This window comes from Anaerococcus sp. NML200574, from assembly GCF_026131665.1.
In the GTDB taxonomy this organism is placed as follows: Bacteria; Bacillota; Clostridia; order Tissierellales; family Peptoniphilaceae; genus Anaerococcus; species Anaerococcus kampingae.
The window spans coordinates 1-16,814 of sequence record NZ_JAMXSM010000031.1; the positions used below are offsets into that span (position 1 = coordinate 1).

Here is a 16,814-nt window from a genome sequence, read left to right on the forward strand (position 1 = left end):
AGGTAGATGACAGTTTTTATGACGGATATTTTAACCCTAAAACCACCTCGTCATACTACTTCTTCATTATACAAAAATAGTGCAAGATAGAAATCACTTTCTTTCTTACACTATTTATGGTACTAAACAATCCACCCCTGAGGAATGGATTGTAATAAAGTTAAACATTTATCTCTTATTTAGTTTTTTTATAAGCAAGACCTGCACCGATTAGTCCAATTAGGGCCATTGATGAGCCGATTAGACCTGTCTTTGGGTTTTTAGCAGAAGACTTGTTTTCTTTTTTAGAATTTTTATCTTCCTTTTTATTATCTTTTGCCTCTACTTCTTCTATCTTAAAGATTTTGCCAAATTGGGCTGGATAAGAAGTTAGGATTACATCATCTGTCGTGATTTTATAGACTTTTCCTACTTTTAATTCGCTTTTGCCAAATTCTTTTTTAGGGACTAAATACTTATCTTCCTTATTTGATTTTCTAGCTACTGTGACTCCTTCCTCATCGATTTTTTCTATTACAAAGGTGTCTGTAAGCATAGTTTCTTTAGCTTTTTCTTTTTTCTCTTCCTTTTTTTGTTTTTCTTTTACTTCTTCAACCTTATATACAGCTGCAAATTGAGCTGGATCTGATGTTAGGATTTCTTCAGATGTTTCTATCTTGTAAGTTTTGCCTACTTCTGGATTTACTTTTCCAAAATCTTTTTTATTTAGATTGTATTTGTCTTCTTTGTTTCCTTTTTCATAGACTGTTACAAAGTCTCCATTTATTTTTTCTACTACATATTCTTTGGTCATTTTTTTAGCTTGTTCTTTTTCAACTATTGAATAGATTTTACCAAATTGGGCTGGATTAGAAGTCATAACTACATCGTTAGTTGTAATTGTAAAGACTTTGCCTTTTTCAAGCTTCATGTCCTTAAATTCTTTTTTAGGAACATTGTAGACATTTGCTTCATTTCCTAGTTCATAAAGATCTACACCTTCTTCGTGAATTTCTTTTACTACATAATCTTTTACAATTTTTTCTTCTTCAGATTTCACTTCTTTTATTTGATGTATTTTAATAAATTTTGCAGGGTCAGAGGCTGTTAGAATATCATCGGCTGTTATTTCAACTTCTTTACCTTCTACAAGGTCAATATTTTTGAATTCACTCTTAGGAACATTATATAAATCATCTGGATTAGATTTTTTATATAAGTCTACCCCTTCTGCATTTATTTTTTTAATTACATAAGTGTCAGTTATTACGTGGCTTTCTTTACCTTCTATGACCCTATATACTTTTGCAAATTTTGCAGGATCAGATTCTAGAATTTCCCAAGATGTGTAAAGGGTAAATACTTTTCCTTCCTTAAGGTCCATTCCCTTAAAATAAGATTTTGGCACATTGTAGACTTCTGCTTCGTTATTAACTGCTGCAAGGTCAACACCTTCCTCATAAATCTTTTTAATCTTATATTCTGCTACTTTTGGATTTGTAATTGAGTCTTCTGCTTCGATTTCATTTACTTTTTGATTTTGGATTTGTTCGCTAGCGAAAGCAGTGTTAATTAACATAGCTGAGATTGCTAGGGCTAGTAATAATTTAGATTTTTTCATGACACCCTCCTTAAAATATATTGGTATCTTTCTTAATTATATAATACCCAATAGGGTGTTAAATTTGTGTTAATTTTGTAGAAATTTTGAAAGTTTTTTTTAAGTTGTATACTAATATAAGAAGAAAATAGCAAAGGAGATTTAAATGAAATTTATTTCATGGAATATAGATTCACTAAATGCAGCCCTTACAAGCGATTCAGCTAGGGCTGTAATGAGCCGTTTAGTATTAGATACTATCGTCAAGGAAGATGCGGATATAATCGCCATTCAAGAGACTAAACTTCCTCACGGAGGCCCTAGCAAGAAACATAAGGAAAAACTTGCCGAATATTTCCCTGATTATGATTATGTTTGGCTATCAAGCCAGGAAGGCGCTCGCAAATCCTATGCAGGTACCATGACCCTTTATAAAAAAGGCCTAAAGCCTGAGGTAGACTTTCCTGTAATCGGGGCCCCATCTACAATGGATTTGGAAGGTAGAATTATTACTTTAGAGTTTGAAAATTATTACTTCACCCATGTCTATACACCAAATGCGGGTGGTGAGCTTGCAAGACTAGCTGAAAGACAAGAATGGGACAAGCTTTATGCAGATTATCTATCTAGTCTTGACAAAAATAAACCAGTAATTGCCTGTGGAGACTACAATGTAGCCCACGAGGAAATTGACCTAGCCCATCCAGAAAACAACCACATGTCAGCTGGTTTTACAGACGAGGAGAGGGAAGGTTTTACAAATCTTTTAGCAAAGGGCTTTACAGACACCTTTAGATATATCCACGGCGATGCCCGAGGCAAATACACCTGGTGGGCCCAAAGGGTAAAAACAAGTAAAATCAACAACTCAGGCTGGAGAATAGATTATTTCCTAGTTTCTGATAGGATTAAGGATTTAATAACAAATTCTGATATGATTAACTCTGGCGAAAGACAAGACCACACACCTATTGTTTTAGAAATAAATATATAAGAAAAACCTTGAAAGTTCAATGCTTTCAAGGTTTATTTTTATACTCTTAACTTTTTATCATTCATATATACTTCATCAATTATTGCAGATCCCAAGCACACTTCCCCATCATAAAATACTGCAGCTTGGCCAGGTGTAACTGCCTTGGTTTCATCATAGGTCACTTCTACCTTGCCATCCCCAAGTAATTTTACATGGGCATTTATATCTGCCTGTCTGTACCTAAATTTGGCAGTGCAATCAAATTCTTCTGGGCAAGGCTTATCAGAAATTGTAGAAAATTCTGAACCATAAAGCTTATTTGAAAATAGGAGTGGATTTTTCTTTCCCTGGCAAACTAGAAGCTCGTTTTTTTCTAAATCTTTGCCATAGACAAACCAAGCTTCACCTTCTCCACCAATTCCAAGACCACGTCTTTGACCGATTGTGTGATACATAAGGCCATCGTGTTTGCCCAAAATATTTCCCTCAGTATTGACAATATTTCCCGGCTGGGCTGGCAAATAATGGGATAGGAATTCGTTAAAATCTCTTTCGCCAATGAAGCAAATTCCTGTTGAATCCTTCTTATTTGCTGTAGCAAGGCCTGCTCTTTTAGCGATTTCCCTCACCTCAGATTTTTGCAAATCTCCTACAGGAAATAGTACATCCTTTATCTGGTCTTGGGAAAGTTGGCTTAGAAAATAGGTTTGATCCTTGTTAGAATCTAGGCCCCTAAGCATCTTTGTTTCCCCGCTAGACCTATCAACTCTGGCATAATGGCCTGTTGCAAGATAGTCTGCTCCAAGATTTTTGGCAAAATCTAAAAATGCCTTAAATTTTATTTCCTTATTGCACATGATATCAGGGTTTGGAGTCCTACCCTTCTTATATTCTTCAAGAAAATAAGTAAAAACCCTGTCATAGTATTCTTTTTCAAAATTTATTGAATAGTAGGGAATGCCGATTTGATTACAAACTGCTACTGCATCTTCAAAGTCTTCTTCGGCAGTACAAAAGCCATTTTCATCGGTATCATCCCAGTTTTTCATGAAAATCCCTGTCACATCATAGCCTTCTTCCTTTAAAAGAAGGGCTGCAACAGAAGAATCTACCCCACCTGAGATACCTACTATTACCTTTATATCTTTTTTATCTGTCATCTCAAAGCTCCTAACACTTCTATAAGTTTGTCAATATCTTCCTTAGTATTTTCAAAACCAAGACTTATCCTAAGGGAATTTTTCGCCCTTTCTGGCCCATAAATTCTTTCAACAACCTTTGAAGGAATCACAGCACCAGCCCTGCAAGCAGAACCTGCAGAAACCCCTATACCATTCATATCCAAATAGGTAAGGAGAAAATCTGCCCTGTAGTCCTTAAAATAAATATTTATAATATGATCGACATCTTTTTCTGGATTGCCATTTATTTCAAAAGCCAATCCAGTTTTACCAAGACTTTCTATCAAATATTTCTTTAATTCTCTTATCATTTCCCTTTCTTCAACCATATAAGGGAAAGATTTAGCCATCGAATAGGCTCCCATTACAAAGGAAGTTCCGGCCCTGCGGTATTTTTCCTGTTCGCCACCCTTTATAAAGGAAGGGAGGTTTTCTCTTGCAAAAAGCACTCCAAAACCATTAATTCCACCAATCTTATGGCCAGAAAGGGATAAGAAATCAATCCCCATATCATCCACATCTATATCAATATGGCCATAGGCCTGGACGCAGTCTACATGAAAATACACATCCCTATCTCTTAGAAATTCTCCAATTTCCTTGATAGGTAAAATAAAACCAGTTTCGTTATTAACCATCATTATTGACACAAGCTTAACCTCATCAGTAAGCTTTGCCTTAAGGGCCTCAAGAATGTCGGTATCTTTTTCAATCCCTAAAAGGATGGTATTTTCTGGCTTATAAGTATTTTCTATAGAGTCATGTTCTATATTTGTTGTGATAATTTTCTGATCAGCAAAGGCTGATAAAACTGTATTATTTGACTCACTTGCCCCTGATGTGAAAATAATTTGAGATGGATTTGCATTTATGCTTTCTGCAATATTTCTTCTTGCATCTTCCAAAATCTTCTTAGCCTCTCTACCAAAGGCATGGCTAGAATCAGGGTTGCCGTCAAACTTATCAGCATTTTCTAATATTTTTTCTAAAATTTTCTTTCTTTTAATGCTAGTTGCAGCATAGTCAAAATATATCTTCTTCATTCTTTGAATATACTTTTATAAAGCTTGATATCAAGGTTTGTGAGCAAATGAAAACCGCCCTAAGGCGGCATTTTTCACTTTAATTTTTCATAAATTTCTTTCGAATAATATTTACTGATTTTAAAATATCCAAGTCTGAACCTGGATATTTTGCTTATTCTTCAATTTTTATTTTCATTGATGCCTTAAAAGTTTGGCCAGATTTTAGGATAAATGGGTCTCCGCCCTTGATGAAAGACTTGCCATTGTAGCATGGTTCTACGCACCTATAATCTTCTAGAAAATCTGTCCAAATTGCAAATTTGTGGAAATTATCGCTTGTGATTTTTATATTAAAATTTTCTGCCCTGAATTTTACTTCACTAGCATCCAAAAAATAAGTGTCTTCTAGGTTAAAGTCGCCAAAATCTAGGCCCTCTACTTTAAAGCTTTCTCCTGCTTTAAAATATGGGTGAAAGCCTGGTGCTACTGGCAAGTCCTTATCAGACCCATTTACCATCTTTATCTCAGCTAATAAATAATCCTCTCCCAACTCGTAGCTTATAAAGGAATCTACTCCTTCATAGCCACATCTTCCTGCAAGATAGAGGTCGATTTTTTTATCGCTTATCTCTTTAATTTCCCACTCCTTATCTCTTCCGTAGCCATGATCTTTAAGGTCGTTTATCTCGCTTGGACCAAAGGATGGAAGGCATGGGTGGCTGCCACCTCTTGTTTTATTTTTGCCATTAATTTCCCTTTGAAATTTTGGGTAAAATACATCTTTCTCATCATAGGTGAATTTTTCTATGTAGGCCCCATTTGTATTTACTTGTAAATATATTTTTTTATTTTTTAATTCTTTTTCCATAAAATCTCCTTTATTTTTATATTTACCCAAATTTTATAAAACCATGACAAGGGTGCCTATGGTGATAAAAATTGTCCCAATTATAGCCTTTTTGCTGGCTACTTCTCCTAAAAATAAAAAGGCAAATATTATCGTAAAGACCACACTTAACTTATCGATCGGCACTACCTTTGATACATCTCCTAGTTGGATTGCCTTATAGAAGGCTAGCCAGGAGATGCCTGTGGCAAGACCTGAAAGAATCAAAAATATGAGGGATTTTTTGGATATTTGACTTAGGTCATGCTGGCCACCTACAACAAAAACCATTATCCAGGAAAATACTAGGACTACGCAAGTCCTTATGGCTGTGGCTAGGTTTGAATTAATATCTCCTATGCCAAACTTGGCGAGGATTGATGTGAGAGCTGCAAATATTGCAGATATTAGAGCGTAAAAATATGTCATTTTTTCTCCTTATAGAAAAACTCTCCCAGCTAGGGAGAGGCTTTTAGTCTTCAAATTCGTCAGCTAGGATATTTTTAAGTACTTCCGCTTCTTCAGCACTTAGGGTTATACCCTTGCTCATTCTTGTGTGATCTTCATTCCAATCTCTGATATCGTATTTTGGATCTCTTTCATTCCAGCTTACTAGGTTAAGCTCCTTGGTCCAACCCTTAGCATTTGTTGATAATACTCCGATATTTTCTACTATATCATATTTAATTGCCATAATTAACCTCTCAATCTTTTGTTTACTTCTTTTTGTATTATATTATAGTCGTAGCCTGCATAAGTCAAGCGTCTTTCTCTTTCCTTACCATAGGACCAATAGCCATCCATGATTTCTTGGACAAGCTTATCCATATCCTTATAAGATCTGCCTTTGATTATTAATGGATAATCTCTGTATAGGATATTTTTATCAATGTTACCATTGTAGCCATTTACCCTGCCTGTGTGGGCATATTGCCATACATCAAAGTCTGTATCTGTATAGCCTGTATAGTTTTTTGCCTTATAATCAGCTATCCAAAATTCATTATTATTTCTAACTTCTCTTGTTAGGTGGTTTTTGGCAAAGTGTGGATAAGAATAAATTCCTGCAAGATATCCTTTGGCTTTCATCGTCTTTATAAAAGCATCTGCTGCCCTTGATAAGTTTTCCCTGCCTGCCTTGGCCTGCCTTAGATTATCTTCTATATCTATATAGATTGGAAGAGATACATTTTTTCCTTTAACAAAATCTAGGACGAAGTTGGCTTCTTTCCTAGCTTCTTCTTCATTTGTAGCCCTTGAATAGTGATAAAATCCAATTGGGACTCCCCTTCTGTTAAGATTATCATAATGGGTATCCACGGTGAAATCTTTTCTAAGATAATAGGTCTTTTCCTTAGTTTTTTCATCTTCCTTGAAAGTTGTTATTGATGAACGGAGGATTGCTCCCTCTATGTCTTTGGCAAACTTGTCGTAATTGATAGCACTTGGCTTTTGGTGCTCTGAAATATCTACTACATTTGAGTAAACTGCTGTCTTTGGATAAAGAACTGGAGCTTTTTCTTCTTTGACTTCTTTAATTGCTTCTTTAGTCTCTTTTGTAAGATTTTGCCTGCCCTGATCATTATTTTTGGCTATTTCTGCTTGACGTCTTGCTGAAATTTTATTTGTATCAACCTTTATTCCATTTTCTACTAAGACCTTATCCAAATTGCTATTATCGTAATAAACTATTTCATCTGCAAAGGATAAGCTTGGTCCAGCTAAAAGGAGGGCCAGGCCTAGGCCTAATATTTTTCTAATTTTCATTTTATATCTCCAATACATCATCCAGATTTATATGGCAATAGCCAGCTGGGTTTTTCTTTAAATAGTCTTGGTGGTATTCTTCAGCCCTGATATAATTATTTAGGACCTTGACTTCCACCATAATTTTCTCTTTTTCTTTTTCTTGCTTAATATTTAAAAAGTTTCTTGCTGCCTTTAAAATTGCTTCAGACCTAGAATAAATTCCAGTCCTATATTGGCTTCCAACATCATTGCCCTGTTTGTTAAGGCTAGTTGGGTCAATTATATAGTAAAAATGTTCAAATATTTCATTTAAACTTATAATTTCTTCATCAAATGTTACCTTGACTGTTTCCGCAAAGCCTGTGACTTTTAACTCTTCATAGGTGGTTGTGGCAGTTTTACCATTGGCATAGCCTACTTCTGTCTTAATTACTCCATCAAGATTTGAAAAGTAGGCTTCAACTCCCCAAAAGCACCCACCTGCTAAATATACTTCTATCATTTTTTTCTCCCTAATAATATGCTTAAAAAATCTGTTCTCCTGTGGCTTCTTTCCTTATAAGTCCTTAAAGATAAGGAAAATGATGATGACAATAAGACTCCAAAGGCAATAGCTGCTGCTATACCAAGGGCCTTATAAAGTGAAATTATAGCCATAGGTGTCTCATTTGCTATAAAATATCTCATAGTATTGTAAATTGCTTCTCCTGGGCAAAGATTTATTATGCCAGGGAAGATAAATATGCTGGCTGGATAATGAAAAATCCTTGCCAAAACTTCTGAACTAATGGCTATAAATAAGGCTGACATAAAAGAAGCTATATAGACAGATTCGCTAAATTGCTCAACAAGCCTAAATATAACCCAGCCAAAGCCCGCATTAAGTCCTGAAACTAAGACTGACTTTTTTGGCGAATTAAACACATATGAAAATCCAAAGGCAGATATAGTTGAAATTATAAATTCTTTTATATATAACATCTTAACTCCAAAGCTTCATAATAGTAATCGGTGTACCTACGCCCATGGCAAGGGCTGTTGAAATTAAAATTGCAATAACCGCTCCAGTTAGACCAGAGGTTGAATCCCCACTCATCAAGTCTCTCATGGAATTTGTAAGCATTATTCCAGGGACAAAAGCCATCATTGATGAAATTATAACCTTAGATGACTCAATCCCTCCAATAAAGTTAAGGGCAAGGATAGTTACCAGTGAAACCATTACTCCGTAGAGGTAATTAACAACAAAATATCCCAAACTATTTTCTTCAAGAAAATGAGCAAAATAGTAGGATAAGCTTCCTACAATAAAGGAAATTAACATCTCATTTATACCACCCTTTAAAAGGAGTGAATAAGCAGCAGCTGCAATGCCTGCACCGACAATCTTAAAAATTAGGGGTTTATCTGGTGATTCCTTAATGTTTTTAAGCTCCCTTAGGGCATTTTCAAGGCTCATCTCTCCCCTACAGAAGGACCTGGAAAAGCTATTGACCTTATCTATATAATAAAGGTTATTTGACCTAGCTTTGACCCTTCTAACATTGGTATGGACTTCATTTTTGTAAGAAAAGCTTAGGATTATAACATTGGTAGTTGAGTAAACATCCACATCCTTAGTATTTTTCTTACTTCTTATAATTCTTTCAATTGTATCTTCTACCCTATAAACTTCAGCACCATTTTCAAGCATGATGGCACCAGCATCGCTGGCTATTTCTGATAATAGGACAGCTGATTCTTCATTTCTTATCTGATCGTGCATAATTTTTCCTATAGGTAAGTATTCTTATACTTTTTAATATTATCTTCACTCAAAAACTCATAGGCTGCATTTACCTCTTGGAATTTCTCCTTAGCTCCTGGCTCTTTATTTAGATCAGGATGGTATTTTTTTGCAAGCTTTCTATAATTAAGCTTAACCTGGTAAATGTCTGTATTTAAAGGTAGGTCTAAGGTTTGACAAGATTTTTCGTATTTTTCCTTAAAACCTAGGTCATTTACTCCATAATTCTGATATCCACCTTGATATCCGCCTTGGTTTTGATAGTTACCAAAGCCAGAAAAATCTCCTTGGCCAAAATCTCTTGTTTCATAGTAGGTGAAGTTACCGAATATATCTTCAAAGTAATCATTCATCCTCTCTTGGCGTGCCCTAGCCTCTTCTTCGGCAGCTCTTTGTCTTTCCTTTTGCCTATCATTTATATATTTTTCTGAATAATCACCAAGAGAGTCAAATCCTTGCTTTTCTCCTGTAATTAGGGAGTTGGCCCTATCATACATCCATTCAGTTAGGACATAGTTGCCATATCTTAAAAATGATATAAAACTTGGTCCAAGAACTGGTATTATCATGATTACAAAAATTGCCATCCACACCTTTGATGGTAAAAATAAGAGCAAGGTTGGCAAAAATATAAAAGTTGAACAACCCAGCATAAATACGACTGCAAGGAGAGATCTGATGCCCTCAAAGGTCATTACTAAAATATTCATAAAATTTATAAGGACTGTAAAAATAGTCCCGATTAATGTTGCAAGTCCGTGAAGGAACTTTCCAAAAAATTTCTTCATAAGTCACCCTTTCTCCCTTTATTATACATCTTAAAGGATTTTTACCAATAAAAAGACGGAAGCTTCCTTCCGCCAATTTTATCCAAATAAGTCTGTGTTATTGGAATTATATAGATTATAATAGACGCCTTTTTTCTCTAAAAGATTCTTGTGGTTTCCTCTTTCAACTATGCCATCATAAGTTAAAACTAGGATTTCATCAGCATTAATTATGGTTGATAACCTGTGGGCTATGGTGAGGGTTGTCCTACCCTTAGATAATTTTTCAAGGGAAGCTTGTACAATTGCCTCGCTCTTATTATCTAGAGCACTTGTAGCCTCATCTAGGATTAAGATTGGTGGATTTTTCAAAAATACCCTGGCAATTGATATCCTTTGTTTCTGACCGCCGGATAATTTCACTCCACGTTCTCCTATATAGGTATCAAGGCCATCTGGCAAATCTTTTATAAATTCATCTGCCCCAGCAAGTCTAGCAGCCTCTATTATTTCAGCCTCAGTAGCATCATCCTTACCATAGGCGATATTTTCCCTAACTGTGCCTGAAAATAGGTAGACATCTTGTTGGACGATTCCTATATTATTTCTAAGTGACTCAATTGATAGGTCCTTAATATCAGTATTGTCGATTTTTATAGACCCCTTATCAACATCATAAAATCTTGGGATTAATTTTGAGATAGTTGTCTTTCCAGCTCCTGATGGGCCTACTAGGGCTATGTTTTCGCCGACATTTATCTTAAATGACATATCTTCTAATACATAAGGGTCCTCATCTGGCGTGTTTGGATATTTGAAGTAGACATTTTCAAATTCAATCTTACCCTTCACATCATCAAGATTTTCTGGATTTTCCTTATCAAATATATCCTTATCTAGGCTCATTACTTCTACAAATCTTTCTATTCCTGTAGTTCCTGCTTCAAAGGTGTCGGTGAAGTTAATTAGCCTTTCAATTGTTGCAATTAGCATGTTTAGATACATGGTAAAAGCTATTAAATCTCCAGGACTTATCTCTCCACTTACTACAAAGTAGCCACCAAAACTTATCAAAAGTAGATACATAATTCCTGAAAAAGAATCCTTGACCATGAAAAATCTAGCCATAGCATAGTATCTATCAGATTTTATATCGGCAAATTTGGAATTTTCCTTGGCAAATTTACCCTTTTCGACTCCTTCGTTGGCAAAAGACTTTACTACGCTTATGCCAAGCAAAGTATCCTCTACTCCTGCATTGATTGCCCCTATTTGACGTTTGGTCTCAAATGTAGCCTGTCTAAATTTTTCCCTGGACCTTCTTGACATGATATACATGATTGGAATCATCAAATATATTATTAAAGATAGCTTGATATCAATATTTATCAATACTATAAAGGATATAATTAGTTTGATTGCCCCGACTAAGAATTCTTCTGGGACGTGGTGGGAAAATTCTGTTATTTCAAACAAATCTGAGGTAAGTCTAGTCATTAGCTGACCGACCTTTGATTCGTTGAAAAATTCTGTATCCATCTCTAGGAGGTGGTTAAAAATGTCCCTTCTCATGTCCTTTTCGATGAAGGCTCCCATTATGTGGCCCCTTGATTGCATGAAGTATCTGGCTATTACTGATATTGACTTAGTTATGGCATATATTATAGCAACCTTTACTATCCTTGGCCCATCCAAAATCCCAATTTGTGCCCAATCTGTAAGGTAGGATAATAAAATTGGAAGGATTAGCTCTGATAGGGTTGTAAGGCTTGCCGCTATTAAATCTTGTATAAGTACCTTTTTATATGGCTTATAATATGGTATGAAGCGTTTCAAAAGGTATTTGGTTGTGTATTTTCTCTTTTGCTTTTCCATAAAACTCCCTTCTTTTATTATTAACAATAGCTTTATAATACTATATTTTATAAATATATCACCTCAAATTGCTTTTTACAGGCTCATTGCTTAATCCTTGTCAAAATAGTATATTATCAGTAAAGAAAAGCTTATATCTACTAGCTTTTAATTTCAATTTGAGGAGGAATAATGGCAAGAATTATTGAAAAGACAAATTTGAATGCTAACACTATCAAATTTGTTGTTAAAGCCCCAGAGATTGCAAGAAAAGCTCTCCCAGGCCAATTTATTATCCTAAGGCTTGATGAAAAGGGCGAAAGAGTGCCTTTTACCATATCATCAACTGACGAAGAAAACGTAACTATCATTGTACAAATTATCGGTGGTACAACTATGAGGATGGATAATCTTAAGGCTGGCGATGGATTTTTAGACTTTGTAGGACCACTTGGTGTGCCAACAGACCTAGATTCCCTTAAGGGCAAAAATGTATGCGTTGTGGGCGGAGGACTTGGTACAGCTATAGCCTATCCACAAGCTAAATACCTTCACGAGGTCGGAGCTAATGTCGATGTAATAATGGGTTTTAAAAATAAGGACATAATCATACTAGAAGACGAGCTAAAGGCTTGTTCAGATAATTTATACATAACAACAGACGATGGATCTTATGGCAGACAAGGTTTTGTAACCCAAGTGCTCGAAGATCTTATAAATGAAGGCAAAAAATACGACCACGTCCTAACCATTGGCCCTGCTATTATGATGAAAAATGTAGTAGCTGTCACAAGACCACACGATATTCCTACAACAGTTTCAATGAACTCTATAATGGTAGATGGAACTGGCATGTGTGGCTGTTGCAGGCTAACTGTAGGCGGAGAAATGAAATTTGCCTGCGTAGATGGACCTGACTTTGACGGATTTTTAGTAGACTTTGATGAAGCTATGAATAGAGCCAGAAACTATGCTACAGAAGAAAGAGAACACATCTGCAACCTGACTGGGGAGGTAAGAAATGGCCAAATTTAATATGAGTCAAGAAAAAGTCAAAATGCCAGAACAAGACCCAAATGTTCGTAACAAAAACTTTGAAGAAGTAGCCCAAGGTTATACTCTTGAAATGGCTCAAGAAGAAGCCATGCGCTGTGTTCAATGCAAGAACAAACCTTGTATGGATGGCTGTCCAGTTTCTGTAAAGATTCCAGAATTTATCCACCTCATCACAGAAGGAGATATAGAGGCAGCCTACCAAAAAATTTCTGAAACCAACAACCTCCCAGCTATCTGCGGTAGGGTCTGCCCTCAAGAAAACCAATGCGAGGGAGTATGTACTAGAGGCAAAAAAGGCGAACCTGTTGCAATCGGTAGGCTTGAAAGATTTGTCGCAGACTATCACAATAATTTAAAATATAAAAAACCAGTAGAAGTCTATGCTAACAAGGAAAAGGTAGCTGTTGTAGGTGCTGGACCTTCTGGCCTAACTGCTGCAGCAGATCTTGCCAAACTTGGCTACAAGGTAACCCTCTTTGATGCCTTCCACACAGCTGGAGGAGTATTGATGTATGGTATACCAGAATTTAGACTTCCTAAAAAGCTTGTAAATACAGAACTTAAAAACGTAATTGGCCTAGGTGTTAAGCTTAGGACAAATGTCATAGTCGGTAGAACCCTCTCCCTTGATGACCTAAAGGAAAAGGGCTATGAAGCAATCTATATCTCGACAGGTGCAGGTCTTCCTTCATTTTTAGGCATTCCAGGAGAAAACTACAATGGAGTCTACTCAGCAAATGAATTTCTAACCCGTATGAACCTCATGAAGGCCTACAAGTTCCCAGAATATGACACACCAGTCCACGTAGGCAAAAAAGTCTGTGTAGTAGGCGGCGGAAACGTGGCAATGGATGCTGCAAGATCAGCAAAAAGACTTGGGGCAGATGTAACAGTAGTATATCGTAGAAGCTTTGAAGAAATGCCAGCAAGGGCTGAAGAAAGCCACCACGCCATAGAAGAAGGCATCAACTTCATGAACCTCCACAATCCAGTAGAAATCATCGGCGAAAATGGTTGGGTAAAGGCTGTTAAGGTAGAAAAAATGGTCCTAGGTGAGCCAGATGCATCAGGCAGACGTAGGCCACTTCCAACTGGAGAATATGAAGAAGTCCCATTTGAATCAGTAATAATTTCAATTGGCCAATCTCCAAACCCACTTATAAAACACACCAACCCAGACATAGAAACAGAATCTTGGGGCGGAATCATAATAGATGATACAACCATGACCACAAAAGACGGGGTCTTTGCAGGTGGTGATGCTGTAAGTGGTGCAGCTACAGTAATCCTTGCCATGGGAGCAGGTAAAAAAGCTGCAGCAAATATTGATAAATATATAAGAAATAAAAATGATTAAACATTAGAGCTAGCTTTAGCTGGCTCTTTTTGCTTATAATTTAGACTTTAGGGTATAATTTAATTAAAGAAAAAAGAAAGGATTTATCAATGAAAATAGGATTATTAGTAGGATCACTTAGAAAGAATTCATGGAATAAAAAGCTTGCCAAGGAAGTAGCAGAACTGCTTGATGTTGAAACATATAAAATCGACCTAAGCGAGACACCTTTTTATAACCAAGACCTAGACATGGGAGAAATTCACCCAGCCTACACAAAGCTTAGAGAAGATGTTAAAAAATGTGATGCCTTTATCTTTATCACACCAGAATACAACAGGTCCCTTGCTCCAGTTTTAAAAAATGCAATCGATATAGCATCTCGTGGACCAGAAGGCAATCTTTGGGCCGGAAAACCTGCTACAGTATTTAGCTCAACCATAGGTACAATGGGCGGTGTATCAAGTAACCTTGCCCTAAAGCAATCCTTCACCTGTGTAGACCTCATAGCCATGAGCAAACCAGAAGTATACCTAGCTAAGATTAACGAATTATTTGATAAAGACGGCAAACTAATCGAAGAAACTAGACCATTTGTAAAGAGCGCATGCGATGCTTTCGTAGACTTTGCTCAAAAATTTATAGACTAAGAAAAAAGGTGATGGAAAATTTAAAATTTTCTCCATCACCTTTTATTTATCCTCTTCTTATCTTATCAAGCCACTCCTGATTTTCTGGGTCATTTGAAAATCTTTCCTTCCTATCAAGGCTAGCAAGGGCGTTCATATCTTCTTCGCTAAGGTCAAAGTCAAAAATCGAAATATTTTCCTTAATCCTTCCCTCATTTGAAGATTTTACAAGGACCATAGTATCCCTTTCTATATTCCATTTAAGGGCAATTTGGGCAGGAGTTTTTCCGTACTTATCCCCTATTTCTTTTAGAATTTGCTCATCCAAAAGATTGGACTTACCTTGAGAAAGTGGTCCCCAAGCCTGGTGTAGGATGCCATTTTCCATTAGGAAATTTTTATTATCAATATCTTGAAAATACAAATGACTTTCTAATTGGTCAAGGACTGGCTTTTCTCCAAGACTAATTAATTCTTTAAGTTGAGCTCTTGTAAAATTGCACACACCAATTGATTTAACAAGGCCTTGGTCCCTATAATCCTGAAAAACTTTCCAAGCCTTATCAAAATCTTCTCCATACCAGTGAAGCAATAAAACATCTATATAGTCAAGGTCGAGCTTTTTTAGAGAATTGTCAATTGATCTTCTGCAAGCATCTGGATCAAAATCTACAGGCCAAACCTTGGTAGCTACTTGTATTTCTCCCCTTTTAAGACCAGAACCCTTAAGGTATTTACCAACTAAGTCTTCATTTTCATAGTATTTAGCAGTATCAAAATACCTATAGCCAGCTTCTATTGCAGAGCCAATAGACCTTTCCATATCAGCTTCTTCAGTAATTTTAAAAGTCCCAAAACCAATTGCAGGAACCTTAGTTCCATCATTTAATTTAAAATATTTCATATCTACTCCTTAGAATTCTAATCATCATATCATCAATAAATTTATACCCTATTTAACAAATATGTTATAATAAAGTTATGAAAACAGTATTAATAACAGGATCTTCCAGGGGAATAGGTGCTGCAATTGCCAAAAACCTCGCAAAAGATTATCAAATCGTAATAAATTATAATAAGAGCAAAGATGAAGCCATGGATCTTCTAAAAGAATTAAGAGAAATAAATCCCATGGTAATAGCCATAGGGGCAGATGTATCAGATGAAGACCAGGTAGAAGCGATGTTTAAAATAATTGAAGACAATTTCAAAAGTGTCGACATCCTAATAAATAACGCAGGTATATCCTACTTTGGCCTAATCCAAGACACTCCCTTTGACAAGTGGCTGGATGTAATAAATACCAACCTTAATTCGGTCTTTTTAAACTCCAAAAGAGCCATACCAAAAATGATTGAGAAAAAAGAGGGAGTAATTATAAATATAAGCTCAATCTGGGGAGACTTCGGAGCAAGCATGGAATCATCATATTCAACAAGCAAGGGCGCCATAAATACCTTCACCAAGGCCATGGCCAAAGAACTTGCCCCATCAAATATAAGAGTAAACGCCATAGCCCCGGGCATGGTGGATACAGACATGATGAAAAGAGACTTTAGCCCAGAAGAAATCGATCAGTTAAAAGAAGAAGTAGGCATAAAAAGACTAGCAAAGCCAGAAGAAATCGCAGGCCTAGTCAGGTACTTGATCTCTGATGAGGCTTCTTATATAACTGGGGATATTATTCATATAAATGGGGGGTTTTATTAATTACAATAATTCTTAAACTATTATTATTGTGTTTTTACCATAGATAATAATAATATGCAGTATAATTCTTCGTACTATCATCTCATAATTAATAATATTTATATACAATTGAATCTTCGTAATAAGGGGGAACGCTAAGGGGGCGGCAGAGGCCCCTGTAGGACTCCCCAAAAGTTGTAGCTAGAAAAGAGGCTGCAATGAAAAAATATAGTTTAGAATTAAAGAAAAAAGTAATAAAAGAATACGAAGAAGGCGAAATAAGTTTAAATAAATTAGCAAG

19 protein-coding genes are annotated in these 16,814 nt (G+C 36.0%); 5 read left to right on the forward strand and 14 right to left on the reverse strand.

The genetic code is table 11. The features are described from left to right. Positions 1 to 175 precede the first annotated feature (175 nt). The gene (locus NH286_RS09090) at positions 176 to 1,600 is read right to left on the reverse strand and encodes a hypothetical protein (RefSeq protein ID WP_265238426.1); all 1,425 of its coding nucleotides are present in this window, start codon (positions 1,598 to 1,600) and stop codon (positions 176 to 178) included. 145 nt (positions 1,601 to 1,745) lie between these two features. On the opposite strand from NH286_RS09090, the gene NH286_RS09095 reads away from it, so the two are divergent. After that, entirely contained in the window at positions 1,746 to 2,573 is an 828-nt protein-coding gene (locus NH286_RS09095; protein WP_265238428.1) for an exodeoxyribonuclease III, read from the forward strand. 38 nt (positions 2,574 to 2,611) lie between these two features. Here NH286_RS09095 and mnmA read toward each other — a convergent pair whose 3' ends face one another. The 11 genes from mnmA to NH286_RS09150 all read right to left on the reverse strand — a co-directional run bounded on the left by mnmA (position 2,612) and on the right by NH286_RS09150 (position 11,824). Beyond that, positions 2,612 to 3,715, reverse strand: a complete 1,104-nt coding sequence (gene mnmA / locus NH286_RS09100) for a tRNA 2-thiouridine(34) synthase MnmA (protein WP_265213019.1) — start codon at positions 3,713 to 3,715, stop codon at positions 2,612 to 2,614. Further along, complete coding sequence (locus NH286_RS09105) at positions 3,712 to 4,779, reverse strand: cysteine desulfurase family protein (protein WP_265238430.1); 1,068 nt, start codon at positions 4,777 to 4,779, stop codon at positions 3,712 to 3,714. The genes mnmA and NH286_RS09105 overlap by 4 nt, the downstream gene beginning before the upstream one ends. Positions 4,780 to 4,933: 154 nt before the next feature. After that, positions 4,934 to 5,629, reverse strand: a complete 696-nt coding sequence (locus tag NH286_RS09110; protein WP_265213016.1) for an aldose epimerase — start codon at positions 5,627 to 5,629, stop codon at positions 4,934 to 4,936. Between the two features lie 33 nt (positions 5,630 to 5,662). Further along, the gene (locus tag NH286_RS09115; protein ID WP_265213014.1) at positions 5,663 to 6,076 is read right to left on the reverse strand and encodes an EamA family transporter; all 414 of its coding nucleotides are present in this window, start codon (positions 6,074 to 6,076) and stop codon (positions 5,663 to 5,665) included. Between the two features lie 43 nt (positions 6,077 to 6,119). Then, the gene (locus tag NH286_RS09120) at positions 6,120 to 6,341 is read right to left on the reverse strand and encodes a YdbC family protein (RefSeq protein WP_106459917.1); all 222 of its coding nucleotides are present in this window, start codon (positions 6,339 to 6,341) and stop codon (positions 6,120 to 6,122) included. Positions 6,342 to 6,343: 2 nt separating this feature from the next. Beyond that, entirely contained in the window at positions 6,344 to 7,414 is a 1,071-nt protein-coding gene (locus tag NH286_RS09125) for a GH25 family lysozyme (protein ID WP_265213011.1), read from the reverse strand. A 1-nt stretch (position 7,415) separates the two neighbouring features. Continuing rightward, complete coding sequence (gene msrA, locus NH286_RS09130) at positions 7,416 to 7,898, reverse strand: peptide-methionine (S)-S-oxide reductase MsrA (RefSeq protein ID WP_265213009.1); 483 nt, start codon at positions 7,896 to 7,898, stop codon at positions 7,416 to 7,418. Further along, a complete protein-coding gene (locus NH286_RS09135) occupies positions 7,895 to 8,377 on the reverse strand; it encodes a threonine/serine exporter family protein (protein WP_106459914.1) in 483 nt (160 codons plus the stop codon). The genes msrA and NH286_RS09135 overlap by 4 nt, the downstream gene beginning before the upstream one ends. A 1-nt stretch (position 8,378) precedes the next feature. Beyond that, positions 8,379 to 9,161, reverse strand: coding sequence for a threonine/serine ThrE exporter family protein (locus NH286_RS09140; RefSeq protein ID WP_265213008.1), 783 nt, complete (start codon positions 9,159 to 9,161; stop codon positions 8,379 to 8,381). An 8-nt stretch (positions 9,162 to 9,169) separates the two neighbouring features. Next, positions 9,170 to 9,970 (reverse strand): J domain-containing protein, encoded by an 801-nt coding sequence (locus tag NH286_RS09145; protein WP_106459912.1) that lies wholly within the window; start codon positions 9,968 to 9,970, stop codon positions 9,170 to 9,172. 78 nt (positions 9,971 to 10,048) lie between these two features. Next, a complete protein-coding gene (locus NH286_RS09150; protein ID WP_106459911.1) occupies positions 10,049 to 11,824 on the reverse strand; it encodes an ABC transporter ATP-binding protein in 1,776 nt (591 codons plus the stop codon). 171 nt (positions 11,825 to 11,995) lie between these two features. Between NH286_RS09150 and NH286_RS09155 the strand changes: the two genes are divergently transcribed. From NH286_RS09155 to NH286_RS09165, 3 genes are all read left to right on the forward strand, one after another. Beyond that, on the forward strand, positions 11,996 to 12,838 hold the full coding sequence (locus NH286_RS09155) for a sulfide/dihydroorotate dehydrogenase-like FAD/NAD-binding protein (protein WP_106459910.1): 843 nt from the start codon (positions 11,996 to 11,998) through the stop codon (positions 12,836 to 12,838). Further along, positions 12,825 to 14,216: an NADPH-dependent glutamate synthase gene (gltA, locus tag NH286_RS09160; RefSeq protein WP_265213004.1), complete on the forward strand. Its 1,392-nt coding sequence runs from the start codon at positions 12,825 to 12,827 to the stop codon at positions 14,214 to 14,216. The genes NH286_RS09155 and gltA overlap by 14 nt, the downstream gene beginning before the upstream one ends. A gap of 89 nt (positions 14,217 to 14,305) precedes the next feature. Then, positions 14,306 to 14,845, forward strand: coding sequence for an NADPH-dependent FMN reductase (locus NH286_RS09165; RefSeq protein WP_265238433.1), 540 nt, complete (start codon positions 14,306 to 14,308; stop codon positions 14,843 to 14,845). Between the two features lie 46 nt (positions 14,846 to 14,891). Here NH286_RS09165 and NH286_RS09170 read toward each other — a convergent pair whose 3' ends face one another. Then, positions 14,892 to 15,728, reverse strand: coding sequence for an aldo/keto reductase (locus tag NH286_RS09170; RefSeq protein WP_265238435.1), 837 nt, complete (start codon positions 15,726 to 15,728; stop codon positions 14,892 to 14,894). 77 nt (positions 15,729 to 15,805) lie between these two features. Between NH286_RS09170 and ymfI the strand changes: the two genes are divergently transcribed. Then, positions 15,806 to 16,534 carry an elongation factor P 5-aminopentanone reductase gene (gene ymfI, locus NH286_RS09175; RefSeq protein ID WP_265213000.1) on the forward strand — a complete coding sequence of 243 codons (729 nt, stop codon included), beginning with the start codon at positions 15,806 to 15,808 and terminating at the stop codon, positions 16,532 to 16,534. An 88-nt stretch (positions 16,535 to 16,622) separates the two neighbouring features. Here ymfI and NH286_RS09180 read toward each other — a convergent pair. After that, positions 16,623 to 16,814: hypothetical protein (locus tag NH286_RS09180; protein WP_265238437.1), on the reverse strand; the 192-nt coding region annotated here is incomplete at its 5' end.

Coding starts and splice junctions, on each gene's coding strand:
- NH286_RS09090 (WP_265238426.1), bottom strand. CDS start 1,600: ATGAAAAAATCTAAATTATTACTAGCCCTAGCAATCTCAGCTATGTTA.
- NH286_RS09095 (WP_265238428.1), top strand. CDS start 1,746: ATGAAATTTATTTCATGGAATATAGATTCACTAAATGCAGCCCTTACA.
- mnmA (WP_265213019.1), bottom strand. CDS start 3,715: ATGACAGATAAAAAAGATATAAAGGTAATAGTAGGTATCTCAGGTGGG.
- NH286_RS09105 (WP_265238430.1), bottom strand. CDS start 4,779: ATGAAGAAGATATATTTTGACTATGCTGCAACTAGCATTAAAAGAAAG.
- NH286_RS09110 (WP_265213016.1), bottom strand. CDS start 5,629: ATGGAAAAAGAATTAAAAAATAAAAAAATATATTTACAAGTAAATACA.
- NH286_RS09115 (WP_265213014.1), bottom strand. CDS start 6,076: ATGACATATTTTTACGCTCTAATATCTGCAATATTTGCAGCTCTCACA.
- NH286_RS09120 (WP_106459917.1), bottom strand. CDS start 6,341: ATGGCAATTAAATATGATATAGTAGAAAATATCGGAGTATTATCAACA.
- NH286_RS09125 (WP_265213011.1), bottom strand. CDS start 7,414: ATGAAAATTAGAAAAATATTAGGCCTAGGCCTGGCCCTCCTTTTAGCT.
- msrA (WP_265213009.1), bottom strand. CDS start 7,898: ATGATAGAAGTATATTTAGCAGGTGGGTGCTTTTGGGGAGTTGAAGCC.
- NH286_RS09135 (WP_106459914.1), bottom strand. CDS start 8,377: ATGTTATATATAAAAGAATTTATAATTTCAACTATATCTGCCTTTGGA.
- NH286_RS09140 (WP_265213008.1), bottom strand. CDS start 9,161: ATGCACGATCAGATAAGAAATGAAGAATCAGCTGTCCTATTATCAGAA.
- NH286_RS09145 (WP_106459912.1), bottom strand. CDS start 9,970: ATGAAGAAATTTTTTGGAAAGTTCCTTCACGGACTTGCAACATTAATC.
- NH286_RS09150 (WP_106459911.1), bottom strand. CDS start 11,824: ATGGAAAAGCAAAAGAGAAAATACACAACCAAATACCTTTTGAAACGC.
- NH286_RS09155 (WP_106459910.1), top strand. CDS start 11,996: ATGGCAAGAATTATTGAAAAGACAAATTTGAATGCTAACACTATCAAA.
- gltA (WP_265213004.1), top strand. CDS start 12,825: ATGGCCAAATTTAATATGAGTCAAGAAAAAGTCAAAATGCCAGAACAA.
- NH286_RS09165 (WP_265238433.1), top strand. CDS start 14,306: ATGAAAATAGGATTATTAGTAGGATCACTTAGAAAGAATTCATGGAAT.
- NH286_RS09170 (WP_265238435.1), bottom strand. CDS start 15,728: ATGAAATATTTTAAATTAAATGATGGAACTAAGGTTCCTGCAATTGGT.
- ymfI (WP_265213000.1), top strand. CDS start 15,806: ATGAAAACAGTATTAATAACAGGATCTTCCAGGGGAATAGGTGCTGCA.